Source organism: Actinobaculum massiliense (assembly GCF_001457435.1).
Classification (GTDB): Bacteria; Actinomycetota; Actinomycetes; order Actinomycetales; family Actinomycetaceae; genus Actinobaculum; species Actinobaculum massiliense.
The window spans coordinates 117,791-142,424 of the sequence record NZ_LN881717.1 but is presented as its reverse complement, the minus strand read 5'-3'; the positions used below and the strand labels follow the sequence as shown (position 1 = coordinate 142,424).

22 protein-coding genes, 1 tRNA gene and 1 riboswitch are annotated in these 24,634 nt (G+C 60.7%); of the genes, 10 read left to right on the top strand and 13 right to left on the bottom strand.

What is annotated here, in order from left to right; genetic code table 11:
• Positions 1-113: 113 nt before the first annotated feature.
• Together BN2664_RS02605 and BN2664_RS02600 are read right to left on the bottom strand one after the other, a co-directional pair.
• On the bottom strand, positions 114-1,820 hold the full coding sequence (locus tag BN2664_RS02605) for an ABC-ATPase domain-containing protein (RefSeq protein ID WP_058120610.1): 1,707 nt from the start codon (positions 1,818-1,820) through the stop codon (positions 114-116).
• Between the two features lie 14 nt (positions 1,821-1,834).
• The gene (locus BN2664_RS02600) at positions 1,835-3,097 is read right to left on the bottom strand and encodes an amidohydrolase family protein (RefSeq protein WP_007001775.1); all 1,263 of its coding nucleotides are present in this window, start codon (positions 3,095-3,097) and stop codon (positions 1,835-1,837) included.
• A 194-nt stretch (positions 3,098-3,291) separates the two neighbouring features.
• On the opposite strand from BN2664_RS02600, the gene BN2664_RS02595 reads away from it, so the two are divergent.
• From BN2664_RS02595 to BN2664_RS02580, 4 genes are read left to right on the top strand one after another with little or no spacing between them, the layout of a single operon-like run.
• Positions 3,292-4,962, top strand: a complete 1,671-nt coding sequence (locus BN2664_RS02595; RefSeq protein ID WP_007001776.1) for an ABC transporter substrate-binding protein — start codon at positions 3,292-3,294, stop codon at positions 4,960-4,962.
• A 41-nt stretch (positions 4,963-5,003) separates the two neighbouring features.
• The gene (locus BN2664_RS02590) at positions 5,004-6,008 is read left to right on the top strand and encodes an ABC transporter permease (RefSeq protein WP_007001777.1); all 1,005 of its coding nucleotides are present in this window, start codon (positions 5,004-5,006) and stop codon (positions 6,006-6,008) included.
• Positions 6,008-6,847, top strand: a complete 840-nt coding sequence (locus tag BN2664_RS02585) for an ABC transporter permease (protein WP_007001778.1) — start codon at positions 6,008-6,010, stop codon at positions 6,845-6,847. Before BN2664_RS02590 ends, BN2664_RS02585 begins: the two co-directional genes overlap by 1 nt.
• Positions 6,847-8,388 (top strand): ABC transporter ATP-binding protein, encoded by a 1,542-nt coding sequence (locus tag BN2664_RS02580; RefSeq protein WP_007001779.1) that lies wholly within the window; start codon positions 6,847-6,849, stop codon positions 8,386-8,388. The genes BN2664_RS02585 and BN2664_RS02580 overlap by 1 nt, the downstream gene beginning before the upstream one ends.
• Positions 8,389-8,541: 153 nt before the next feature.
• Here the strand turns inward: BN2664_RS02580 and BN2664_RS02575 are convergent.
• Positions 8,542-8,615 (bottom strand) — tRNA-Pro (locus BN2664_RS02575).
• Between the two features lie 345 nt (positions 8,616-8,960).
• Here BN2664_RS02575 and BN2664_RS02570 point away from each other — a divergent pair.
• From BN2664_RS02570 to BN2664_RS02550, 5 genes are all read left to right on the top strand, one after another.
• A complete protein-coding gene (locus tag BN2664_RS02570) occupies positions 8,961-9,410 on the top strand; it encodes an FHA domain-containing protein (RefSeq protein ID WP_007001781.1) in 450 nt (149 codons plus the stop codon).
• Positions 9,407-10,165, top strand: coding sequence for a transcriptional regulator FtsR (gene ftsR, locus BN2664_RS02565; protein WP_007001782.1), 759 nt, complete (start codon positions 9,407-9,409; stop codon positions 10,163-10,165). The genes BN2664_RS02570 and ftsR overlap by 4 nt, the downstream gene beginning before the upstream one ends.
• 217 nt (positions 10,166-10,382) lie before the next feature.
• Positions 10,383-10,946, top strand: a complete 564-nt coding sequence (locus tag BN2664_RS02560; RefSeq protein ID WP_007001783.1) for a MerR family transcriptional regulator — start codon at positions 10,383-10,385, stop codon at positions 10,944-10,946.
• A gap of 9 nt (positions 10,947-10,955) precedes the next feature.
• On the top strand, positions 10,956-11,570 hold the full coding sequence (locus BN2664_RS02555; protein WP_007001784.1) for a pyroglutamyl-peptidase I: 615 nt from the start codon (positions 10,956-10,958) through the stop codon (positions 11,568-11,570).
• A gap of 232 nt (positions 11,571-11,802) precedes the next feature.
• A complete protein-coding gene (locus BN2664_RS02550) occupies positions 11,803-12,162 on the top strand; it encodes an RNA polymerase-binding protein RbpA (RefSeq protein ID WP_007001785.1) in 360 nt (119 codons plus the stop codon).
• 67 nt (positions 12,163-12,229) lie between these two features.
• Here BN2664_RS02550 and BN2664_RS02545 read toward each other — a convergent pair whose 3' ends face one another.
• Genes BN2664_RS02545 through BN2664_RS02525 form a run of 5 tightly spaced genes read right to left on the bottom strand, consistent with a single transcriptional unit; the run spans position 12,230 to position 19,275 of the window.
• Positions 12,230-13,000 (bottom strand): polyprenol monophosphomannose synthase, encoded by a 771-nt coding sequence (locus tag BN2664_RS02545; protein ID WP_007001786.1) that lies wholly within the window; start codon positions 12,998-13,000, stop codon positions 12,230-12,232.
• Entirely contained in the window at positions 12,997-14,592 is a 1,596-nt protein-coding gene (lnt, locus tag BN2664_RS02540; protein ID WP_007001787.1) for an apolipoprotein N-acyltransferase, read from the bottom strand. Before lnt ends, BN2664_RS02545 begins: the two co-directional genes overlap by 4 nt.
• A 44-nt stretch (positions 14,593-14,636) precedes the next feature.
• Positions 14,637-17,276, bottom strand: a complete 2,640-nt coding sequence (locus BN2664_RS02535) for a DEAD/DEAH box helicase (RefSeq protein ID WP_007001788.1) — start codon at positions 17,274-17,276, stop codon at positions 14,637-14,639.
• Positions 17,277-17,288: 12 nt separating this feature from the next.
• Positions 17,289-18,326 (bottom strand): helix-turn-helix transcriptional regulator, encoded by a 1,038-nt coding sequence (locus BN2664_RS02530; protein WP_007001789.1) that lies wholly within the window; start codon positions 18,324-18,326, stop codon positions 17,289-17,291.
• Entirely contained in the window at positions 18,319-19,275 is a 957-nt protein-coding gene (locus tag BN2664_RS02525) for a helix-turn-helix transcriptional regulator (protein ID WP_007001790.1), read from the bottom strand. The genes BN2664_RS02530 and BN2664_RS02525 overlap by 8 nt, the downstream gene beginning before the upstream one ends.
• 81 nt (positions 19,276-19,356) lie before the next feature.
• Here BN2664_RS02525 and BN2664_RS02520 point away from each other — a divergent pair, with 81 nt between their 5' ends.
• Entirely contained in the window at positions 19,357-20,469 is a 1,113-nt protein-coding gene (locus BN2664_RS02520; RefSeq protein ID WP_007001791.1) for a DUF3866 family protein, read from the top strand.
• A 91-nt stretch (positions 20,470-20,560) separates the two neighbouring features.
• Here BN2664_RS02520 and hisG read toward each other — a convergent pair whose 3' ends face one another.
• From hisG to rpe, 5 genes are all read right to left on the bottom strand, one after another.
• Positions 20,561-21,403 (bottom strand): ATP phosphoribosyltransferase, encoded by an 843-nt coding sequence (gene hisG / locus BN2664_RS02515; protein WP_007001792.1) that lies wholly within the window; start codon positions 21,401-21,403, stop codon positions 20,561-20,563.
• A 35-nt stretch (positions 21,404-21,438) separates the two neighbouring features.
• Positions 21,439-21,702: a phosphoribosyl-ATP diphosphatase gene (locus BN2664_RS02510; protein WP_040317380.1), complete on the bottom strand. Its 264-nt coding sequence runs from the start codon at positions 21,700-21,702 to the stop codon at positions 21,439-21,441.
• A gap of 144 nt (positions 21,703-21,846) precedes the next feature.
• A complete protein-coding gene (locus BN2664_RS02505) occupies positions 21,847-22,863 on the bottom strand; it encodes an ABC transporter substrate-binding protein (RefSeq protein ID WP_007001794.1) in 1,017 nt (338 codons plus the stop codon).
• A complete protein-coding gene (locus tag BN2664_RS02500; RefSeq protein ID WP_007001795.1) occupies positions 22,860-23,666 on the bottom strand; it encodes an ABC transporter permease in 807 nt (268 codons plus the stop codon). Before BN2664_RS02500 ends, BN2664_RS02505 begins: the two co-directional genes overlap by 4 nt.
• Positions 23,667-23,741: 75 nt before the next feature.
• Positions 23,742-23,860: riboswitch (FMN riboswitch) on the bottom strand.
• Between the two features lie 56 nt (positions 23,861-23,916).
• Entirely contained in the window at positions 23,917-24,576 is a 660-nt protein-coding gene (gene rpe, locus BN2664_RS02495; protein ID WP_007001796.1) for a ribulose-phosphate 3-epimerase, read from the bottom strand.
• Positions 24,577-24,634: the final 58 nt, after the last annotated feature.

Here is a 24,634-nt window from a genome sequence, read left to right as displayed (position 1 = left end):
GCCACGGCGATTAAATGAGAACTTCCGCCCAATCGGCGCCCGGCTTGAATGCCTAGAAGCGCTTCGCGTGAAGCAAGGCTTATTTCACCCAAAAGCTTCGAGGCGCTTAGCTCTTAGGCCAAGCGTAGCCCGCGATAGCGGTTGAGAGCCGCGGCAATATCTAGTGCCCGAGGGCGGGCAAGGTTGCCGGGATGTTTTTTACCAGCGGCGAGGCGGTCAATTCCCTCGCTATCGATAAGTGCGGTTACCTCCTCAATCAGGCTGCGCACGCTAGCTGGTTCGCGGCGCTGAGAAATGAGAGTTATGGCCCGGGCGATAGCCTCAGTTTGCGAGGAATCAACGATTTGCGAGAGCGCGGAAAGATCGATGGTGTCTTTACCAATCTGGATCGCAGAAAGGCCTCGCCCGCGCGGAGGCTTGGTATTGTGCCCGCCGCGAGGTTGGAAGCACCGCGCGTCCAGGGAACGAGCATGCTCGCTGGCTTTTGCGGGGGCGGAGCCGGATTCGCTCGGTGCCTCAACGCCCGCAATGGTGCGCGCTTGGTCGGTGACGTCGAGCGGCCGATAGGCGTCCATGGCGATAACCAGATCCGCCTTTTCGAAGAAAGCCCCCAAGCCGCCTGCCACCAGAACGGTTGAGACGCCGTCGCGCGTAAACAGTGAACGTACCCGATCAACGAACGGGGTGATTGGTTCGCGATTATCCGGGATAAGGGCGCGCATGCGCTCGTCGCGAATCATAAAGTTCGTGGCTGAGGTGTCCTCATCAATAAGGAGCGTCTGCGCACCCGCTTCCACCGCTTCGAGCAAATTAGCGGCTTGAGAGGTGGACCCCGAAGCGTTCGGGGTGGAGAAGTTGCGGGTGTTCGCTTTGGAGGGAAGGTTGTTAATGAACAGCGAAATGTCGACGCCGGTGACCGCCCGCCCGTCCTCAGCTCGAATAGCGGCGGACTCTTCGCGGGTGATCACCCATTCGCGCCCGTCACCGGCCACATGTGCATATACGCTGCGCTCCAGAGCGCGCAGTAGCGTCGATTTTCCGTGGTAGCCGCCGCCCACAATGAGCGTCACGCCTGTAGGAATTCCCATTCCCGTCACCGTCTTCCCGCTGGGAAGGGTGAAGCTTCGGCGGAGCGATTCGGTACTTTTGAATGCAATCGGGGAATCTTCGAGGGGCAGGTCGGAGTTTCCGCTCCGGCGGGGGAGGATGGCGCCGTCACCCACGAAAGCGACCAGACCGGAGGCCGGAAGCTGATCGCGAAGCCATTCCTGATCGCGGTAGAGCTCCACATGGGCGCGGAGCGGTGCCGGATCGCGGCTTTCCTCGCGGAGCACCGACTCCACCAAATCGGGCAGGTCTTCGGCCAGGAGCTCGGCGGCGGCTCGCCCTCGGATGCGTCGCCCGGAGGCCGGTAGTCCGGCGTAGAGGCGAATTTCAACATTGCCCGCCGCGTCGAGCTTCACACTGGAGCGCTCCAGAATTTCCTGACCCGGACGGTCAATCTCAATCCGCCCCGACCCGCCGGTGCCATTTGCCCGGTCAAAGCCTTCCGCCGCTAGGGCATCGGCGAGAGCGCGGGTGAGGTAATCGGCGGCAGCGATGCGCCCGCGCTGATCATTGAGGGCATCTGCCGGGAGCTCGGCAACCTCCGCGGGAATATTCATCCGCACGGGGGAGGGGGGAGTGAATGGATCGCGCTGAGCCCGATCGAGCGAAACGGCCAGGCCGCCTCCAACGTCGTGGGCTCCAACCGCGTCGCGGTAGGCACCATAGGGTTTTCCGTCAAGTGATCGAAGCAGTCCAGCGAAGTTTCTTGGCATAGGGCCGAGTTTAGCTAACGCGTGGGCCGAAAAATATCGAGCTCGGTCTCGTAGGTTGTGTGTTTCTTGAAGAGGAACTCACCATTTCGCACCGATGCCAGCACGCCGGCGCGCTGACGGATCGCTTCGAGGGGATCGGGGGCATCGAGAACAATAAAGTTTGCGGCCTTCCCAACTTCGATTCCGTAGATGTCCTCTATACACAAGGTTTTCGCACCATTGAAGGTAATGAGGTCGAGCGCCCGCTCCATTTGCTCGAAGGACATGAGCTGCGCCAAATGCAGGGTATTGTCCAAAACATTCATCAGGTTTCCATTGCCCGCCGGATACCAGGGATCCACGATGGAATCCTGACCCAAGGAAACGTTAATTCCCGCTTCTAGGAATTCCTTCACCCTCGTCAAGCCGCGGCGCTTCGGATAGGAATCCGCGCGCCCCTGCAAATAGGCGTTCTCCGTTCCCTGGGACGTAAAATTCATTCCCGATTTTTGGAACAATCCCATCATGCGGAAAGCGTAGGCATTATCGACGGATCCAAAGGAGGTGGTGTGGGACGCCGTCGTGCGTGAACCAATACCTTCGCCAAGAACCCGCGCATTGAGTAACTCCACGAAGCGGGCCATGGGATCGTCAGTTTCATCGCAGTGAACGTCAATGAGTTTGTCGTACCGGACCGCTAGGTCAACAATGCGGTGGATCGATTCTTCACCGTATTGGCGCGCCCATTCGGCATGGGGAATCCCTCCCACCGCGTCGGCACCCATTTTCAGGCCTTCTTCAACCAGTTCCGCGCCGCGCGGATAATTGTGCATGCCCTCCTGCGGGAAAGAGACGATTTGAATCGTCACATTTTGAGCGAGCTCCTCGCGTAGCTCCAAAACTGCCCGTAGCCCAGTGAGCTGGGGATCGGTGACGTCGACGTGAGTGCGAATATACTGCACGCCGTGAGCCATCTCTTCGGTGATTCCACGAATGGCACGCTGCTTGACGTCCTCAACGGTTTGCGTTTTCTTGATGTGCGACCAGCGCTCAATCCCTTCGAAGAGGGTTCCGCTGAGGTTATCCGCCGCGGCGTCGTCGCGTCCGGTACCCACGTAATCCAGGTGAAGGTGGGAATCGACGTAGGGAGGTGAAACAAGCCTTCCATCCAGATCGATTTCTTGGTCTGCCGGCGGAAGCCCGCAACCAATAGCTTTGATCACGCCATCTTCAACCAAGATTTCTTTAGCCTCGGGCTGGCGATAGATGCTGAGGTTCGTGAATTTTTTCGTTGCCATATCTAACCACTTCTCCCCGCTGAAAACGAAAGCATTTCGGGTTTCAGGATACAGCTCGTCGAATGTATCGCTAAAACTTGTACCACCTTCGCGCCGGGGTTTAGCCTTTGGGGGGGGGTGGAACCACGTCGCATTCCAGCGCCGGTTTCGAGACATGGGTTTTGCATTCAAACAAGAGAATGAAAGAAGGAACCGTGAACCTTTCTTCACGATTCGGCAAGTCCGCGCAATCAGCGGTCGCCGCACTATCCGCGCTCGCCTTTGTAGCCCTCGCCGGTTGTAGCAATAGCGCCAGCACTTCCACTTCCGACTCTGGGGCCTCGGCGGCAAGCCGCGGCACGCTTGTCTATGCCACGGGGGATGCTGAGCCTACCTGCCTGGACCCGCATGTGGGCGGAAACTTCCCGCAGGCACTGGTGGGGAACCAGGTTATGGAGTCGCTGTGGTCGCGCAATAGCGAGGGCGAATTGATCCCTTGGTTGGCCACCGAGGGCACCGAAGCTGCGGACAAAATGAGCTGGACGGTGAAGCTGCGCGAAGGCGTTACCTTCCACGACGGCACGCCCTTCAACGCCGAAGCGGTGGCGGCGAATATCGCCCATTTGAAGGACCCGGACACCGCCTCATCCACCGGCATCCTTTCGGTGCAGAAGATTTCCAGCGTCGACGCCGTTGACGAATACACCGTTCGTTTCAACCTTTCTGAGCCCGACGGCGCACTTATGGAAGTGCTTGCCCAGCCCTGGACGGCGATGATGTCTCCAGCCGGTATTGAGCGCGGAAAAGAAGCTAACTGCGAGCAGCCTTTCGGCACCGGCCCCTTTAAGGTGGAGTCTTGGCAGCGCAAGCAGCAAATCAACCTGGTGCGCAACGATAATTACAATTCCGCTCCCGCCGATGCCGAGAATAAAGGTAAGGCTTATTTGGAGCGCATTGAATGGCGCTTTATCCCCGAATCCGCCACCCGTTTGGGAGCTCTTGAATCGGGCCAGGTAGACGTCATTGACTCCGTGCAACCCGATGCCCTGGCGCGCTACAAGCAGTCCGAGAACTTTGGTACCGCAATGTTCGCCCGCCTCGGGCTGAATACCCGCATCGAGCTCAACACCACCGGTCCGGTGTTCGCAGATAAAGCCGTGCGCGAGGCATTTAGCAAGTCAATGAACCTCAATCCGGCCATTGAAACGCTCTTTAGCGGTATGTACGAGCGCTCGTACTCACTGCTTGCAGACACCCTGCCTTTCGGCACGCCGCGCCCGGACTTGTTTGAATACGACCCGCAGCTGGCGAATCAGCTTCTTGATGAGGCCGGCTGGACGGATCGCGATGCGGACGGAACCCGTATGAAGAACGGGCAGCGCCTGGAAGTACGTTTCCCGCTCTCCACCAACCAATCGATCCCGGCCGAGGTTTCCCTCGTGGAGCAGATTGCGCAGACGGCCAAGGAAGTGGGCTTCGACGTCAAGATCGAACAACTCGATCTGGCGAGCTGGTACGAGCGCTCGGGCACCTGGAATTTCGACGCAATCATCGCTCCGTATTCCACCACCTCGCCCGATGTACTCCGCCGCGTTTACCATTCCTCGGCCAATGTGCCGGCGCCGTCGGGCTACCACGCGAACCAAACCGGGGTGAAGGATCCGCAACTTGACGAGATTCTCACGCAGGCCTCCCACGAATCGGAAGCCTCCGTTCGTGGGCCGCTCTACCAGCAGGCGCAAAACATGATTCTGGAAAATGGCGTGGTTATTCCGCTTTACGGCCAGATGGTGCAGATTGCCTACTCGAACCAGGTTGAGGGGCTACGTCTGCAACCCCAGCTTGGCGTGCCGAACTTCCTCGACGCGAAGATCGCCGCCAAATAGGCGGGGCATCGGGCAACCGCGTGTATCAGGCTAAGGAACAGATGCCAGCACAGAAAACCAGTGCACCCCGCCGGCCAGCGATTCTCCGCGTCCTACGGAAAATCGCTGGCCGGCTCGGCGGCGCGCTTCTCGTTATCTGGGCGGTAGTGACCGTCACTTTCATTGCCGTGCGCGCGGTTCCCGGCGACCCTTTGCAGGCGGTATTGGGAGGGCCAGGCTCTAATGCCTCGGAGGAAGCGGTGGCCGCGGCCATCGAGCAGTACGGCTTTGATTTACCGCTTTGGCAGCAGTACCTGCGTTATCTCGCCCAGGTGGCTAGCGGAAATTTGGGGGATTCCTACTCCCTGCGCGCGCCGGTTACTCAAATCATTGGCGAGCAACTTCCCGCCACCCTCACGCTCGCGCTGGCGGGCTTCTTTGCCGGCTGGCTCCTAGCTCTTGTTCTAGCCTGGTGGTCGGTGGTGGGCGGGCGCGGCGCCTGGGCAATCGCCTCCGGCTTTGAGGCGGTGGCTTCGATCCTGCCGCAGTTCTGGATCGCTACCGTACTTATCGCCATTTTTGCTGTAGGGTTTGGCCTTCCCGTGGCCGTCTCGCAACCGGGACCGGCCGGCTTGGTTCTACCAGCTATTACTCTGGCGATTCCAGCGGCGGGCTTCCTAGGGCAAACCATTCGCGAGCGGATGCTCGATACGCTCGAACAGCCTTTCGTTATTGCCGCGCGGGCCCGAGGCATCTCAACCTCGCAGCTGTTCTTCAAGCATATTTTGCGCCACGCGGCGCTTCCCGCCGTCTCCGTTTCTGCCTGGCAGTTTGGCAACCTTATTTCCGGAGCGGTGGTAGTCGAGACGATTTTCGCCCGCCAAGGCCTGGGCCGCGCCCTCCTGCAGGCGGTGCTTGACCGCGATGTGCCGCTGGTGTGCGGCACGCTGATTGCGGTGGCGGTGGTTTATATCGTCATGACCATCCTCACCGAACTCGGCGAATACCTACTTGACCCGCGCGGCTCGCGCGCCCAGACCTCCAGCGCGCGGGAGGTGCTCATTTAATGTCTACATTTCTCCGCTTCCTGCGCCGCTGCGACCTGCCGCTCATCCTTGCCTTGCTGACGCTTATCTTTTTTACTTTGGCTATTGTCGCCCCGAGCCTGGTAGCACCCGGCGATCCCTACGCCGTCGACCCCGCGGCTGGAATGCAGGCACCGAGCACCGCGCACCTCCTCGGTACCGACGAATCGGGCCGCGATATCTACACCCGCATTGTGTGGGGAACGCGTGACTCCGTCACCATCGGCCTACTTGCCACCGCTATCGGCCTTGGCCTGGGCGGCCTGCTGGGAGGGATCGCCGCCCTCGGCCCGCGCTGGGTGGACTGGGTCTGCTCGCGGTTGATTGAAGTGGGCTTTTCCTTCCCGGGAATCCTCCTTGCCCTCCTGGTTATTGCACTCACCGGGCCGGGAGTCACTCCCGCCACCATCGCCGTCGGGCTCTCCACCGCACCCGGATACGCTCGCGTTTTGCGCGGCACCATGCGGGCGGTAGCAAAATCACCCTACGTGGAGGCGGACCTCATATTGGGCCGCTCAGCCGCCCATCGGCTGTTCCGTACCATTTTGCCTAATACGTTTGCACCACTTTTCGCGCTAGCGACGCTCGGCTTGGGGCAAGCAATTGTGTGGGCATCCGCCCTCGCGTTCCTCGGCTTGGGCGCCGCGCCTCCCTCACCGGAATGGGGCGCGATGCTTTCTGCCGGGCGCACCTACCTCATCACCGGAAACTGGTGGCTCACGGTGTTTCCCGGAACAGCCATCGTTTTGGTTGCAATCGCCGCAACCGTTATTGGGCGGCGCATCCAACGCCGCACCCGCGCGCGAGGAGGAGTTGCCTAATGCTCACGCCTGCTCTAAGCGTGCGAGGCCTGGAGGTTAGCTTCGGTGCCCGCACCGTTCTCCGCGACGTCTCTTTCGACGCCTATCCCGGCCGCGTCCTCGCCATCGTCGGCGCCTCGGGCGCAGGCAAATCCGTCACCTCTCGCGCGCTGGTGGGTTTGGTTTCCGCACAGCCGGGCACGGTCGTGCGCGCCGAAAGCTTGGTTTATAGGCACGACGGCGACGCCGTTAACCTGGCATCGGCCACGCAGCGCACTTGGCGCAAAGTGCGGGGGAGTCGGGTAGGCCTGGTGCTGCAGGACGCTCTGGTGGGGCTCGATCCCTTGCGCACGGTTGGCCGAGAACTCGAAGAGGCGATTGGTAGCGCTCAGCCGCGCGCCCGACGGCGGGCAAAGGCACTCGAGCTCCTGGAGCGGGCCGGCTTGGAAGAACCGGAGCAGTTTATTGATCGGCGCGCCGATGAGCTTTCCGGTGGCCAGCGCCAACGCGTTCTCATTGCCACAGCTATTGCGCGGGATCCGAGCGTGATCGTGGCTGACGAACCGACCGCTTCACTTGATCCGGTCACCCGTGACCAAATTTTGGATCTGCTTCGCGACCTGGCCGATGCGGGCACCGCCGTCGTCCTCATTTCGCATGACCTGCGGGCGATTGATCGAATTGCCGACTCGGTGCGCGAGCTAAGGGACGGGCGCCTCGACGCGGAGGTGGACACCGTCGAGAAAACCGAGGTGGCTAAGTTCCTGCGAGCGGGGCGAGGGCAAGTGCATCGAGCTTCGACCGAGCGAGGTGATGCTGGCCGGGGTGAAACTGGTCAAAGCCAAGATCGCGCCACGAAGCCCGAGGTGCCGATTGTTCTGGAGGCGCGACATCTCTCAAAGAGTTTTTCCCGCCCGGACGGAAGCCTGGTGCGCGCGGTAGATGACGTCAGCTTTACTCTGCGGGCCGGGCAAACGCTTGGAATTGAGGGCCAGTCCGGGTCCGGGAAAACCACACTAGGACGCCTGGTGCTCGGGGTCAGCGCGCCAAACGCGGGGGAGGTCCTGCTCGAAGGAAAGCCGTGGACGCCGGGAAAGGAACGCCAACGCCAGGCGCTACGCGGGCATATTGGGCTTATTCCGCAGGATGCTCTCTCGAGTTTCGACCCGCGGCGAACAGTGGGGCAGATCCTCGCCGATGCACTTTCTGACGGAAGGACTTACCGCACCACCGGCCTAGAAGAGCAGATTGACACGGCCTTGGCTGAGGTGGGGCTTCCGGCTGACACAGCTCGGCGGCGGCCCATCTTCCTTTCCGGCGGCCAACGCCAACGCGTGGCGATTGCCCGTGCGCTCGCCGGTCATCCCTCGGTACTTGTGGCCGACGAAGCCGTTTCTGCACTGGACCCGGGAATGCGAGCCACCGTGCTCGATATTTTACAAGCGGTGCAAGAAACTCGCGGCTTGGCCATGCTCTTTATTTCCCACGATCCGCTGGTGACCGCCCGCATGGCCCATCGCGTGTTGCGCATGGCCGAGGGCCGGGCCTGGATCGCGGAGTAGTACCGATGCGCCCTCGCGCGAAGCGGGAGCGGGGGGGCGGCTACCGCTCCGGCGGGGGATTTTTAGCGACAGGTGCCGAATGGGTGGCGCTCCGGCTTAAATGCGAATCCCGCGAGCTGAACCTTCTGGCTCTAACTCGCGGGAATCTCTCCGTCGGGCTAGCGGGATTTGAACCCACGACCCCTTGACCCCCAGTCAAGTGCGCTACCAAACTGCGCCATAGCCCGTCGCCATGCGACCAATTGAGATTACACCAGCGGCGGTGAAGTTTCCAAGACGAAGCCATCACGGAGACGGGGTTCACATCTGGAGCGTGCGCTCGCAAAAGCCGCCTGCCCCACTAATTGGAGTGCAGGCTACTCCATGGAGTGCGCGCTACTAAGTAGCCCAGGCTCGGCCTAATTGCGCGACCTTAGGGCGCGGGCCGTCGAGGAACGCCGCAAAGCGCCGCCCCGGCTCCCGAGAATTTTCACAGCTGGACCAGCTAGAGTTCTTTGCCCGCCCGTTATACGATTGTTACCGACTTACTGCCGAGTTACCGGCGGTTTCCAATGGGCGGATGAGGAGGCATTATGGCGCAGCAGTTCGACCCTCGATCAACAGCGGGGGATCCCAACGAAACGTCACGTTTTACGGCGATTGGGGCGCCGGCCGAGCAGCCGACCGTCGATCGTAGCCTCCGACCCGAGGAACTTGCGGCGATTGACGCCCTCCCGGCAGGATCCGCCCTTTTGATCTCACAGTCCGGCCCCAACGCTGGCGCCCGTTTCCTCCTTGACGGCGAGGTGACGAACGCGGGGCGCCACCAGCGGTCCGATATTTTCTTGGATGACGTCACCGTTTCCCGCCGCCACGCACAGTTCATTCGGATCGACGGCGGCTACAAGGTGAGGGATTCCGGATCCCTTAACGGTACCTACGTCAATCGAGAGCGCGTTGATGAAGCGGTTCTCAAGATAGGCGACGAGATTCAGATCGGTAAGTTCCGGCTTACGTACTACGGATCAAAGGCGGCAGCGTGACATCAGCCGCGAAGAACGCGGCTCGTGAATCAGACAACTCAGGCCAGCATCTGCAGTGGCCTCAGAATCTTCCCCACGATCCGCAGTTAAAAATCGGGGAGGTTCGGCGAATCCTGAACGCCGAATTCCCTATGCTCTCAGTGTCAAAGATCCGCCACTACGAATCGGTGGGTTTGATTAGCCCGCACCGGACCGCAACTAACCAGCGCCTTTTCTCGCAGGCCGATGTTGAGCGCCTCCGTTTTGTGTTACGCGAGCAGCGCGATAGCTACCTACCGCTTGACCAAATCCGCGAGGAACTCCATCAGCTCGACAGTGGAGTCTCCACCGAGCACCCGCGCACCATGCGGCTCGTCAACGAGCGCGAAGTGCGCCGTCCGCAACCGGGGGAGCGCCTCCGCGTGGGAGAGGTTGCCGATATCACCGGAATTGAGGTGGCCACGATTCAGGCCGTGATCGACGCTGGTATCTTGCAGACCGACGCGCGCGGGCGCCTCTCGGCTCAAGCTCCGGATGTGATGCGGTATACCGTGATGTTGCTGGAGGCCGGGTTTGATCTGCATCAAGTCCGCGCGGTGCGCACCTCGGCACATTCACATGCCCACGCAATTCTGGCGTCCCTCGCTCCGCAGTTGGCTAAGAAATCCGCGGTGGAAAGGGAGCGCGCACTGGCTCGCGCGGACGAAAATTTGGAAAAGTTTGCCCGTCTTTACCGCGCTCTATTGGCCGAAGATATTGAGGTCAGCGTTCGCTAGGGCGGGCATCCGTCCGCGGATTCACATCTTTCACACGTTTCACAACCATCTACCCAGAAAAGCGCTAAGCTAGCGAGAGTAGCGGTTAGGTTTTTGCCACACCTCAAGTACAGCTTGAGCTTTCGACACGCCGACGCATCACGCAGGCGGAAACTTCTTCCTGCTATATCGTTGGACATGCGGCCGAAGCCGCATCCACGCAAGGAATGGAGTAGATATGAGCGACGCCATCGCGCATCAGCAGGGAATGCGCACGCAGCCGATGCTCTTTGGCGACCCCTTACCCGAACTCGACGCCGAGACGGGATACCGCGGGCCGGTCGCCGGCAAGGCCGCAGGAATTACCTATCGCCAGCTTGACTACTGGGATCGCACCGGCTTGGTCTCGCCTTCCATCCAAAATGCTTCCGGATCCGGTAGCCAGCGCCTTTACTCCTTCCGCGACATCCTCGTCCTCAAGGTGGTCAAGAGGCTACTCGATACCGGCGTGTCCCTGCAGCAGATTCGCCAGGCCATTGCGCAACTCCAAGAGCGCGGAGTGGAAGACCTCGCGCAAATCACCCTTATGTCCGACGGCGCCTCGGTCTACGAGTGCACGTCGGACGAAGAGGTGATCGACCTCGTCAAAGGCGGGCAGGGAGTATTCGGCATCGCCGTCGGGAAGGTGTGGAGCGAAGTCGAGGGTTCCCTCGCGCAGCTACCCACCGAACACGCCGACGCGGGCGACGTCGAAGACGAGCTCGCCAAGAAGCGGGCCGAAAAGGCGCGGCGCAGGGCGTAGGGGAGCCCAGTGCGAGTACTCGTTACGTATTTTGAGCCATTCGGCGGCGCGGAGGAAAACGTTTCCGCGCTTGTGGCCCGCGCCCTGGAAAAAAGCTTTTCGGCTGAGCGGGTTCACCTGCATTTGGCGCAACTTCCGGTTGATTACTCGCGACTCGCGCGTGAATTAGACACCGCGATTATCCGTAGCCATCCCACAATCGTTCTTTGCCTGGGGGAGGACGGTTCGCGCCCGCATATCTCGGTCGAAGCCGTGGGGCGAAATCAGCTCGATCCCGCAAGTGCTGATAATGCCGGAAACCTGCCCACTTCAGAGCAAATCATTCCCGGCGGGCCCGAAGGTGTTATGTCACGTTTCGATGTGGAGCGCCTGGCAAGTTGCATCGAAGCCGCTGGCTTTGCCGCCCAGGCGTCCACCGATGCCGGAAAGTACCTGTGCAACTACACCGCGTACCTGATTTACCAGAGCATTTTCCCGGCGGTTTTCATTCACGTGCCCGCCTTGCGCGGAGAAGATCTTGATTCGCGCCTCGAGTCATTGCTGGCCGCGGTGCTCAGCGGAGTGCACGACGCCGTCGCACAGGAGCAGGAACGCTTCGAGCGAGCAATTCGCGCTGGCTACTAGCGCGATCCCAAGCGGGGAGGACCGCAAAATAACCGCTATCGTGACAGTCAGAAGAGACATCGCCAATTTGACATAATGTACATTATCGGCAAAGAGCTCTGGTAAATCGCGGGTTCGTCCATCTCCACTTTCGCCCGGTTTTGCGCTGTTCGGGAGGGAGCGGGAACAACCCGAAGAAAAACTGCGTTTAGAATAAACGAGTTGATGGCAAGCCTGGATAAGGAGAAAACGTATGGCGGAACGCTCGCTTCGCGGAATGCGCATTGGAACGAACTCCCTGGAAACCGATAAGAATGTTGCTTTCGTGCAACATAAGGAAGTCAAGTACCAGTGCAAGGAAGGTCATAAGTTCCGGGTCTCCATGGCGGTTGATGCCGAGGTCCCCATGGCTTGGACCTGCCGCTGCGGTGATGAAGCCGAACTTGTTGAGGGCGAAGGCGTGGACGATCGCAAGCCGCCCAAGCCCCCGCGGACCCACTGGGATATGCTCCTGGAACGTCGCAAGGTTGAGGACCTGAAGGTCCTTCTCGATGAGCGTCTCGAGCTTTTGCGCAACGGACAGTTGCATGTTGGCGTGGGTCGGCATCGCTAGATCCGATCCTCGCTCATATTTACGCTGTGGCGTCCGCAAAGTCTTTGGCCTTGCGGACGCCACAGTGCTACTCCCCGCGCTGGCGAAGTTTAGCGACTAGCTGTTCGGAAAACTCTTTAAGTTGCTTGCCGCGGCGTTGCACGCCCATCGTCGTCGTGCGCTTAAGTGACTCCGTGAACACCGCACCGGAAAGCTTAGACTCCCCCGCCTCGCGCTCAGAGAAGGTGATCGGCATTTCCACGATACGGCCGCCGGCGCGATGGACGTGATCGGTCATATCCGTCTGGAAGAAGTACCCCTTGGCTTCGACGGAATCCAGGTCGAGCTTGTCGAGCATCTCGATACGATAGACGCGGAATCCCGCCGTCACGTCCGCGGCCGGCAATCCCAGCATGAGTTTGATGTATGCATTGCCCGCCTTAGATAGCAATAGCCGGGAGTTCGACCATCCGTCAATTTTGCCGCCGCGCACATAACGCGAACCAATAACCAAATCCGGCTGATCACTCATCGCCGCACGCTCAAGCAACAGCGGTAACTGCTCGGGATGATGCGAGCCGTCCGCGTCCATTTCCACCACGTGGGTGTATCCGTGCTCTTTCGCCCACCCGAAGGCGTCAATATAAGCCCGGCCGAGGCCGTTCTTTTCATGGCGATGGAGCGCGTGAATCCGCGGGTTTTCCTCGGCCAGCTCATCGGCAATTTGCCCGGTACCGTCCGGCGAGTTATCGTCCACCACCAAAATATCGGCGTCTTCAACGGCGGCCAGCGTGCGGTCGATAATTCGGCGGATATTCTCGGCCTCGTTATAGGTCGGAATCGTTACCAGTACCTTCATTGGTGCTTCCTTTCTTTACGCCCGTGCACGAGGACGAGGTATGTGGCCAATGCTATTACGCCGCTGCCCAAAAGATAGGTTCCGGCGTGGATGAGCTCGTAAAATTGCGCGGCAAAGGTGATTCCCTGGCGCAATCCGACAGTGGCAGTGCGACTCTCTTCCGTCCAGGTATCCGTGGTGGAGTGAACGACGCCGTCGGGCTCAACGATCCCCGAAACTCCAACCGTCGAAACCTGAATTGCGGTCCGGCCCAATTCCACCGCCCGGAAACGCGTCATCTCAAATTGTTGCGCCGATTCGGCCGAGTGGCCAAAGGACGCGTTATTGGTCGGTACCACGAGCAGCTGCGCTCCCTCGCGCACGGCTCGCGCCGAAATGTCGTTATACGCCACCTCGAAACAGATCGGGGTGGCGACCCGGACGGTGCGCTCCCCCAGCGGTACGTCAAGCACCGCCGGAAGCGAGCCGGGAATCATATCGACGCTCACGAGGTCGACAGCGGCGGAAAACTGGCGGAAGAAATCGCGGTAAGGCATGTATTCACCAAACGGCACCGGGTGTTGCTTGGTGTACGCACCGGAGATCTCACCCTGTGCGGTAAAAACTACGTAGTCATTGGTGCGCCGAGAAACAGAGAAACCGTCTTGGGCACCGGAAGCTGGGTCCTCCCAATAACGCTGGGTTCCCAGCAGGATAGGCACGCCCAGGCGCGCGGCTACCCCGTCCACAACCTCTCGAGCCTCGGGATCTTCCCGAATGTCGATATCTGAGGCTGATTCAGGCCAGAGCAGAAGGTCAATCTTCCCGGGCGTCATGGCCTGGCTGGCGCGAGCCAGATTTGCTGTCACTCCCAGGGCGCGCTCGCGCCACTCGAGCGGGGCACTGGCCGGCGCCACCTCGCCCTGAGCAAATCCCACGGTGATTTTCTCACCCGCCGAGGACTGCGCCGGCACCGCTACCGGCGCCACAAAGAATGCGAGGGCCAACAAAGCCGCCACCGAAGAGCTAAAGAGGTTTGCGCCCGCCAGATACGTTCCGGCCCGCGCCGCCAGAAGCCCGATAAGTACCACCGTGAAGCCAACTAGTTGGGTCGATCCCCACGGCGCCAGGCGCAAAAGCGGCGTTTCCCCCTGCGAAAAAGCCAAGGTTCCCCACGGCATGCCGCCAAATGGCCACTCTCCGCGAAGTTGCTCGAAGGCTACCCATACCGCCGCACAGGCGAGGTCCGATAAGAACGCGCTCGCCAGGCTTCCCCGTGCGCGCGGCAAGCGGGAACGCGCCAGCGCGATCAGACGCCAGCCGACGGCGGTGGCGCCGATGTAGAGCGCTTCAACGGCGGCGAGGGCGAGGCGAGGTAGCCACTCCCCTGTTGCCTCAAGCGTCCAGGAAAAAAGCAACGCGAAAAATATAAAGCCCGCGAGCCAACCGAGGAGGAAGCTGGCGGCCGCGCGGCGGCGAGAGGTGGTGACGGCGAGGAGAGCAATGCCGGCAATTGCTGCGGGGCCGAAAGCAATGGGAGCGAAGGCGGCATAAAGGAGCATCCCCGTTAGGCCGGAGCCAAGCAGGGTTGCCAAGAATCTGGCGGCCTTCATTTACTCTCCTTTGGTTAGTAGTGCCCGCGTGAGCTTCGCGCGTCTTAGCTGACCAGCTCGCGGCGGCGCACCGCATCGCGAGCCTGGTGGGCCAGATCGGAAATCCAGGTGCCCTCCGTCGCAACCACGATCTGACCCAAAATATCAATCAAACGCCGCGCCGCACCAATGAAGTCACCAGCGGAAAGCCGCGAGGCTTCCAAGCAGGTTTCGAGGTTTGCCCCACCCGCCCACTGCGCGAAAACATCCACGCATCCGGGAGTGACGTCCGGAGTCCGGTCAATGCCGTGTTTTGCCTCCACAGAGCGAAGGAAATCTGCCTCGCCTCGCGCGGCGCGCGCCAGCTCAAAGAGCTCGCGTGAGCGCGGATACGCGCTACCGAGCCGATCATCGTTGAGGAACATAGACGTCCAGCCCGCCAGCTGTGCGGAGGTCAGCGCGCCCTCGGGAAGACTCGCCAAACAGGTGTAGAGCAACAGATCGGTTTCGGTATGGATTTCCCGCAATTGGTTTGCGCCCCGTCCGAGGCGAACCTCCCGGCCGCCCGGGGTTTGCGAATCAGCATCCGCTACCTGAAGAATTCCCAGCTCAAGCAAAACATCCGCGGTGGCGTCAAACTCTCGGCCCACCGAGTCTTCGTAGGATTCGGCAATCCCCGCGAGCTCACGTTCGGAGCGATCGAGCGCTAGCAGTTCTTGCCCCTCGCGCACGTGCTGGGCGATATCCGGGCAAGAAGCGCAGGGGTGCTCCAGTACCTTTTCGTCACGCGGGGGCGCAAAGCGCGCCCACGATTCAAGCAGGTCCCGATCCAAACCTAAATCCGCTCGCTCAGCCACCACGTCAAGAATCGAATCGGCGACTTGGTCGCGCACATCCGCTTTCTTCAACGACATTCCGAAGGGGACTTCCGCCTCCCCCAGCCGCCGCATTTCCGAGGCCAGCTCATCCTCATAGAGCCAGTACATATCCCCGTTCCAGTCCACGACCCGCGCTCGGTGCCGATCGGCGGAGGTGACCATGCCATAAAACAGCTCGCGGCCCGCGGCATAGGCGTAGACCGAGCCGGTCCGCAAATTGGCGAAGGACTGTGCGATGTGCTCGCGATATTCTCGCTTAGCTTGTTTTCGCGCCGATTTACGGCCGCGCCCGCCGGACGCGCGGAGGCGAATGTACTCCACAACGTTGCCTCGATCGCACTGCAATCGAGCCTCTTCTGCGCCAATTCGGCGCCGCACTCGCTCCAGCCGCGCGGTCACGTTTCCCAGGTCCGCATTGCGCTGATATTGCGCGAAAGAACGGTTCATTACGTCTCGAGCAGATCGATACGAGCGATCCGAGAGCAAATTGATCACGGTGTTATAGGAGGGCTGGAATGCCGAGAGAAGCGGCTCCACTTTCCCAGAGCCCAACTCCGCCAGATATTCGGCATCGGTTTGGGAATTCCCCATTACCACCCCGTACCCGACGGCGTCTTTTCCGCGCCTGCCGGCCCGACCAATAAGCTGGGTATATTCGGTAGCCGTCAGATCCACAAAGCTGGTGCCGTTCCAGCGCGTGAGCTCTTCCAGGACCACCGTTCGCACTGGCATATCAATGCCGAGTGCCAGCGTTCCGGTGGCGTACACAATCCGCAAGAGGCCGTGCTCCATGAGCTTTTCGGTGAGTTCTTTCAGCGGCGGATACACGCCCGCGTGATGTGCGCCGTATCCGCGCTCGAGCGCCTGGGCCGCTCGTTCAAATCCCACCGCGCGCCGGTTCGAATCATCCATTGAGTCACGTAGGCGCGCGATCTCCTCGCGTATTTGTGCCCGCTCGGCGTCGGTGGTGAGCACTACCTCACGCCGCAGCAGTGCGTCCACCGCGCGGTCGCATCCTTTGCGGGAAAAGATGAATTCAATGGCCGGAAGCATTTCGCGATTGGCCAGTTGCCCGATAATGCGGCGTCGATCCTTATCTCCCATTCGGCGCGGCGGTTCGTCTTCCCGTTGGCGCAGGGCGTTGACCAGGCTGGGATGCGGGCGCGGCGCGGAGCCAGCGGCGTCATCGTAAAGAGGGAAGAACTTCTTCCCCAGGGCCACCGATTGTTCGAGCGGGACGGGGCGAGTGTGGGAAACAATCAGATCGGTGGGGCCGCGCACCGAACGCATCCAGGAAGCGAGCTCGTCGGTATTCGCGATCGTGGCGGAGAGGGAAACGAGGCGCACGTGCTCGGGCAGGGAAAGAATCGTCTCCTCCCATACCGGTCCGCGATCACGATCGGAGAGGTAGTGGACTTCGTCGAGCACCGCGTAGCCAAAATTTTCAATTTCCGGGTCGGCGTGCAGCAACATATTTCGCAGCACCTCGGTGGTGACAACGATGATTTGCGCATCGCGATTAATCGTCTGATCCCCGGTGAGCAGACCAACATTATCTTCGCCAATTAGCTCGCGTAGCTCGGTGAACTTCTGGTTCGAAAGCGCCTTAATTGGCGCGGTGTACACGCACCGCCGCTCGGATGCGAGCGCCAGGTAGACCGCGAAATGCGCGACGACGGTTTTCCCCGATCCGGTCGGCGCAGAAACGAGTACGTCACGGCTGCGTGCCAGCGAACGGCAGGCCTCGACCTGGAACTCATCGAGCGTCATGCCTCGTGCGCGGTAGCTCTCCACGTAGTCGGTTACGAGTAACGATTCGTTGACCACAGGTTCTCCCCTCTAGGCAATTCCTTTGCCTAATGAATTCATGGCCTGGCATGCGTGCGCCACCCGCGCGGCGAGTGCGGGCGGGCCAATATGTTTGACGTCTTGCCCGATTTGCACCAAGAAAGTCATCAGCCATTCCACGCTGCGCGCGTGAAACTCAATCCGCAAATCGCCGCTGTTTTCGGCTGGAATTATCCGAGCATCTGGAAGTGCCTGGGCCACCCAGCGAGCCCGCGGATCAAGGGTTAGCTGAACCAAAATGCCTTCCGGGCTCCAGGTACTCCCGTGGTCCTCAAGCGCCCGCTTTTCCTTCCGATCGGCTCGGTCTCGGGCTTTCTGTGCGGCTCGCGACTTCGCCGCAGAGGCGGGTTCGCCCACCCGGGCGCCGCCTATTCGATCCAGCCGGTAATACCGAAACTCGCCGTCTTTGAGCGCACGCAGAAGCGGGTTGACACCGGATTTCACGTCGACGGGAACAACGTTTACCCGCTCGCTTTCCGCCGCGCCGCCCGCCGGCCGGTAGTACTCAAACTCTAGGTAGCTTTCTTGTTGGATTGCCTGGTCGACGGCGGAAGTGGTGGCCGCATCCGCAACTGTCTGGGGAGGGTCCCACAACGCCGTACCAAAGCCTCGCTCGCTCGCGGAAGCGGCTAGCTTGGCGCGAGTTTCACGCACAGCAGCCGCCTGCGGGCCGGATGGAGAAATCTCCAGTATTGAGTCAATCAGCGCTAGCACGATAAGCAACTCATCTAGACCTAGGGATATGCGAGCCGCCCCAGCGCGCAAACTCACCCGCGCTCCCGGCCCTGGCTCCTCGCCTTCTCCATCCCATTGACCATCGGGATCAGGAAGCTCTAGATCGTAGGGAATCTCGTGGCTCGCGGTTTCCGCTAGATTTGCCGTCCACAAGGCGGCTAGCGCTTCCTTCCACGGTATGCGGAAATGCTCCGCGAGCTCTCCGAGGGTAGTACTTTCCCGCCCGGAAAGATAAACGAGCATGGCATTGACCAAGACCACCTCAGAAATACTCGCTCGATTCTCCCTAGGCATCCGCGCCGCGTCCTTCCTCGCTATCGGCCCGAGCAACCGCCCCCAGATGTGCAACCCGAGCTTCCCACTCCGCGCGCAACTCAGCGGGCGCGGCGATGCGCACGCTCGAACCGTAGAGGCACAGATCCTCAAAAAGGCGGTTCTTCGGATAATCACGGTATTCGTAGAAAGCGAAGCCCGGCTCGGTGGAGGCAAGCTTTTCACCCCGGGTGCGAAGCGGTTCGGCCTCGCCGTCGGCTATGGAAAGTACCACGTAGTCTGAGGTGAAGGCGGTCGAGGAGTCCCCCTGCTCGCGCGCGTGGGAGGCCTCCTCGCCCAGGGTCAAGCTACCGTCAATAATCCGGTCCAAGCGGAATGTTCGTTCACCCCAGGTCTGCCCAGATCTTGCCCAACCAGAGAAATAGAAAGCACCGAAATGATGGAAAAGTGCCCACGGCTCAGCCTGGTAGTGCTTTACCGTATCCGGCCCACGCTGGTAGTCAAATGCCACGCGCCGAGATTCCCCCAGAGCCTGAGCCACTCCGATCACCTCGGTGCCGGTAGGAATCGAGGCGATAACGCTGGCTCGTTGCGCTTGCGGGCGATCATCCCGGGCGTCTGAAAGCAACTTGAGCAAACCGTTTCCGGCCGTTTTTGCCCGCGCATCCCCACTGGGCAAAGCGCTGAGCAAAGAGCGGATGAGCCCCGCATCCAGGGCGGAAACCTCCATTTCCACCCGGCTGGCCGTCCGCAAGAAATAACCCGCCGCTTCGGCAATGATCGGGTATCCGGCATCGCGGAGGTCGCTCACATCACGCTCGAACATCCGTTGGAAAGCGCCGGCACTTGCACAGTTTGAATAGGCGGGGACTTCGCGCCCCACGGTTTCGCGGGAAATACCAGGATTAGCGGCGATTGTTTCCAGTAACGCCAGCTGGCGCTCCGATGCCGCACGCTTATCCTGCCTCATGGTTCCTAGCCTAAAGCATGAAAAGCACCCACTTCACCGGCGCGCCCGAGACGCGTCCGATCACATAAAGTAAAACCCGTGATGACTTGGCGTGAAGGTACCGTTCGGGCACTTGTGGATAACTGGTCGCAGTGCGTTGAATGCGAGGTGGAATTGGATTCGGGCGGCGTGGCCCGCGCCCTCGCCTACCTCCCCATGGTGGGCAGTCCGCAACTGGGCGACCGCGTTCTTTTGCAATCGGCCGCCCTCGACCGCGGCCTGGGGACCGGTGGCTATATGTTCATTTGCGCACTCCCCGACCGCCTGCCCGAACCTCCAGAGCCGCAACCGGGCCATATCGTCAAGGCCCGCTACACCCCCATGCAGTACATGACGCTCGGTATCGACGAGCAGGAGTCGCCCTACCACGCGCGTTTGCGCAGTGCCGACTCGATTGAGGGAATGCCGGTAGTAGTAGCCGACCTGCATTCGGCCCTGCCCGCCGTCGTCGCGGTGGTCCGTTCGCGCCTCCCCCAGGCACGTATCGCCTACATTATGGACGACGGCGGAGCGCTTCCCGCCTGGTTTTCCCGCGCCGCCGCCACCCTCGAGGAGCGGGGGGATATTTTGGGCACTATTTCCTGCGGGCAGGCTTTCGGAGGAAGCTTAGAGACAGTCAATATGCACACCGCTCTGCTTGCCGCAAAGCACGTGTGGAACGCGGATCTGGCGATCATTACCCAAGGGCCCGGGAATTTGGGAACAGATACACGCTGGGGATTTTCCGGCACGCGCGTCGGTGATGCGGTGAACGCCGTTAACACGCTGGCTGGCCGGGCGATTGGGCTCCTGCGAATGTCGAGCGCCGACAAGCGCGAACGCCATCTCGGACTTTCGCACCATTCGCTCACCGCGCTTTCGCGAGTGGCCCTCACCCCTGGCCTCTGCCCGGTACCCGATCTTTCCACTGGGGAACTTGCCAGCCTGGTAGACGCCGCCGCGCGTGAGCGCCTGGCCGCCGGCCTGAAGTTGCTATTCGAAAATCCCCGACTGACCCGCTTTGACGTTCCGGCCAGCGCGCTCGAAGAACCGCTTCGCTCCAGCCCGGTACAGCTTCGAACCATGGGCCGCGGCCTGGAGGATGACCCGCTCAATTTCCTTGCCGCCGGCGCTGCCGGATACGCAGCCGCGAAAATGATCAGCGCAGATTTCTAAAAGCGGGCCGGGCCGCTCGGTGCTCACGCCCGCCGCTCAGATCCGGCCACTCAAAGCTGGCTCACCGCCAAGGCCCGCTCGCCGCGGGCCGCTAAAGGCGGCTGGCGAAGATTGGTGTCACCACGATGCCGCGGGCACCGGCGTCGTACAACTTATCCATGGTGGCGTTCATTGAATCGCGCGGTACCATTATGCGAACCGCATACCACCCATTGTCGTGAAGGTTGGAAATAGTCGGCGATTGAATACCGCGGGCGATATCCGCCGCCTCTTCCAGGTGCTTAGCCGGCACATCGTAGTCCAGCATAACGTAGGCGCGAGCCGTCAGCACTCCGCGCAGGCGCCGATCAAGGATTTGCAAACCATCGGGTTCTTGCCCGGCCCGGCAAATAAGCACCGCCTCGGATTCCAGGAGCGTTTCACCAAAGGTTTCTAGCCCGGCCGCGCGCAGGGTGGAGCCAGTTTCGACGACGTCGGCAACGGCGTCGGCAACGCCCAACCGCACCGAGGATTCCACCGCTCCGTCGAGGTGCACCACCTTCGCTTCAATATTGCGCTTGTCGAGGGTCATCCGCACCAGGTGATCATACGAGGTAGCGATGCGCTTGCCCCGAAGATCTTCCAAGGTGGTCATGGTGCCAGCAGGAGCGGCGAATTTGAACGTTGAGCGCGCGAAACCCAGGGGCAAGTGTTCGACGGCGTCGGCACGCGAATCGAGCAAAAGATCCCGGCCGGTGATGCCCACATCCACCGTGCCGGTGCCGACGTAAATTGCCACGTCACGGGGGCGAATGAAGAAGAACTCCACCTGATTTTCGGCGTCAACCAGCACGAGTTCCCGGCTTTGGCGGCGCTGCCGGTAGCCGGCTTCCTGCAAAAGAGCCGAGGCGGGCTCGGAAAGCGCGCCCTTATTCGGTACCGCGATACGCAGCATAAATCCCTCTCTTCCGTGACGCGCCGGGGATCGCGCTAGAGCTCCCGATAGATATCTTCGAGCGTGAGACCCTTTTTCAGAATCATAACTTGCAGGTGATAAATCAGTTGCGAGGCCTCGAGGGCAAACTGGGCATCGGATTCGTACTCGGCCGCCATCCACGTTTCGGCCGCTTCTTCAACGATTTTCTTTCCGATCGCGTGCACCCCGGCGTCGAATTCCCGAACAGTCCCGGAACCTTCGGCCCGGGTTTCAATTTTTTCCGTGAGTTCGGAAAATAGTGCTTCAAAAGTCTTCACAGTTCCGCAGTATAAAGGGCGAGCGCACGGCACCTCGACGGTGTCCACGCGCTCGCCCTTCGCTATCCCTTATGTGGCCCGTAGTTTTCCAGGCCGATCGGCCCGCCCTCCAGGCCCTTCTCCACCGGACGCGGTGCCCGCACCCTACTTGGTCAGATCCACGTACGCGCTTTCGACGTCGAGCGGCGCCTGGAGAATTTTCTGGCCCATGAATTCCGCCATTTCACCCCAGCGTTGCGCATCCTGCGATCCGAAAACTTCCGCACCTTCGTAAAGATTGAGGGTGGAATCAAGAACCTTTAGCGCGTTGGCGTGCTCCTCGGGTTCGGCCAAGGAGGGCACAAACTTCTCGGTGATATTGACCGTTTCCTCGGGATTTTCGCGGGCAAAGGCTACTGCCTTGTCCAGGGCGCGAATGAGCTTAGTGAAATCTTCGCTACGCGCCTCCAAAGTTGGGCGCAGGGATCCGAGCCCCACCCCAACCAAAGGCAAACCGCCCTCCATCATCTCAACCGTTCGCACCGACATACCCTGGCGCGCGATCGAGTGAACATCCGAGTTAGAGAATCCGACCACCGAATCAACCTGCTTGGAGGAAAGCGCAGCAGCCTGGGTGTAGCCGATGTATTGCACATCGACTTTCCCTTCGAGGTCATAGGCCTGCAACATGGCCTGTAGGGCGTAGTAGTTCTCCCCGTAGGGGCCAGGCAGACCGATGGAATTCCCGACGAGGTCGGCCGGAGTGTGAATCTTGGAATCTTCGGGCACAATCAGCGTGACCGGATACTTCTGGTACATGGTGGCCCAGTTCACCACGTCCACCCCATTGGAGCGACCTTCGAGCATTTCGTCTCCACCCGCAAAAACAACGTCCTCGCTTCCGCCCTGCAGGGCGGTGAGGAGTCCCTCCTGCGCGCCATGATGGCGAAGTTTGATATCCAAACCTTCCTCGGCAAAGTAGCCCTTCTCCTGGGCCACATAGAGCGGTGCGAACTGAATATCAGGAACGTAGGTGAGGCCGACCGTTAGGGGCGCGTTGCTCGCGGCCGACTGGCTGGCCTCCTTTTCCGAGCCGTTCCCGCCGTTTCCTGCGCCCGCCGAGCAACCGCTCAAGGCCAGCGTGGCGGAGACGAGCGCAACGAGCCAATGACGAAGTTTCATGGACGTACCTTTCTCTTGTGGGCTGCGGCGCGGGTTACACCGGCGGCCGCATTTGCCCGGTTTTCTAAGTAGTACAGAAGGCTGTAGAGGCTGATCGCGGCGGCCGCCATCACGACGACGACGGCAAACAGTCCTCGCACATCGGCAGCGCTTTGCGCCCGAGTAAGTTCCGTCCCCAGGCCGTTCCCACCAATAATCATTTCGCCCACGACCGCGCCGGTGACGGAAAGCGTGAAACCTGTGCGGATTCCGGCGAGCACCGAAGGAGCGGCCATGGGAAGCTCTATTCGGCGGAACAGCGACCAACCATGAGCGCCGTCAAGCCGGGCCGCCCCCAAAACATCTCGGTCGAGTTGAGTGATACCCACGGAGGTGGAAACAATAATTGGGAAAATCACCATAATGACGCAGAGCACCACCACCGGAACGAAGCCATATCCAATCCAGACCACGAGGAGCGGGGCAATCGCCACGGCCGGGACGGCCTGCGAGGCAGCCAAGTAGGGCTGAATAATGGAGGAGAAAAGGCGGGATTTGGCGATGGCGTATCCCAGCGGAATCCCGGCCAGGGCGGCGATCAAGCACCCAGCCAGCGCTTCGGCGAGGGTATTTTTGAGCGCTAGGGCGAGATATCCGGCTTCCGGCCCGGATTCATTCATCTTTACGAGTCCCTGGCCCACCCGTTCCAGAACCGACTGCGGCGTCGGCAAGAAAGCGGGATTCACCCACCCGAAGGTGGAAGCGACCCACCAGGTGCACAGCACCAGCAGACCGAAAAGAACCGCGGGGACTTTCCGAACCATTCTGACCTTTCCCTCATGCACTGCGGGGAAAGTAGCCCAAGCGGATCCGGCGTGCCACGCGGGCAAGCCGAATTGCTAGTGCGCCTCCCATCCGGACTTTAACCGTCGGTCGAGGAATTTCACCTCGTCAACCGCTTGCGCGGTTCGCGGACTTTCACCGCCGGTTCAGACTTTCACTGACCCCGGAGCACTGTTGTAGATTTTCGTACCACCCCATCATAGGCGTTGGGGCGGATAAAGCAATGTCGCCCTAGCAGGCTTCTTGTGCCAGCTTGCGGAGTGTATCTACTTCCGCGTACGCATCTTCAGCCCGGAACACCGCCGATCCGGCCACAAAATTCGTAGCGCCCGCCCGCGCGGCTTTCTCAATTGTCGCCCGGGAAATTCCGCCATCAACCTGGAGCGAGACGTCAAGGCCGTATTTATCGATGGCCTCGCGGGTACGCTCAACTTTGGGCATCATGCTTTCAATAAAGGACTGGCCACCAAATCCGGGTTCGACGGTCATAATCAGCACCATGTCGAATTCGTTGAGAATATCCACGTAGGGGATGATGTCGGTAGCCGGCTTCAGGGCGATACCGGCGCGCGCTCCCATCTTTCGCAGTTCGCGGGCCAGGCGCAACGGTGCTTTGCACGCTTCGGCGTGGAAGGTTACCGAGGCGGCACCGGCCTCGGCATATTGCGGCGCCCAGGTATCGGGATCCTCGATCATGAGGTGGGCGTCCACCGGGACGCTGGTGTTTTCCACGACCTTTTCCAAAAGCGGCACCCCGAAGGAAAGGTTCGGGACGAAGTGATTATCCATTACGTCGAAATGCACGTAGTCGGCGTTGGAGATCTTTTCGAGCTCATCGGCAAGATGCCCAAAATCGCAATTGAGGATCGAGGGCGATATCTGAACGCTCATCGGCTTGCTTTCCCTTCTGCTTTGGCTGTGTGGAGCACTTTTGATCCCGGCTCGAGCG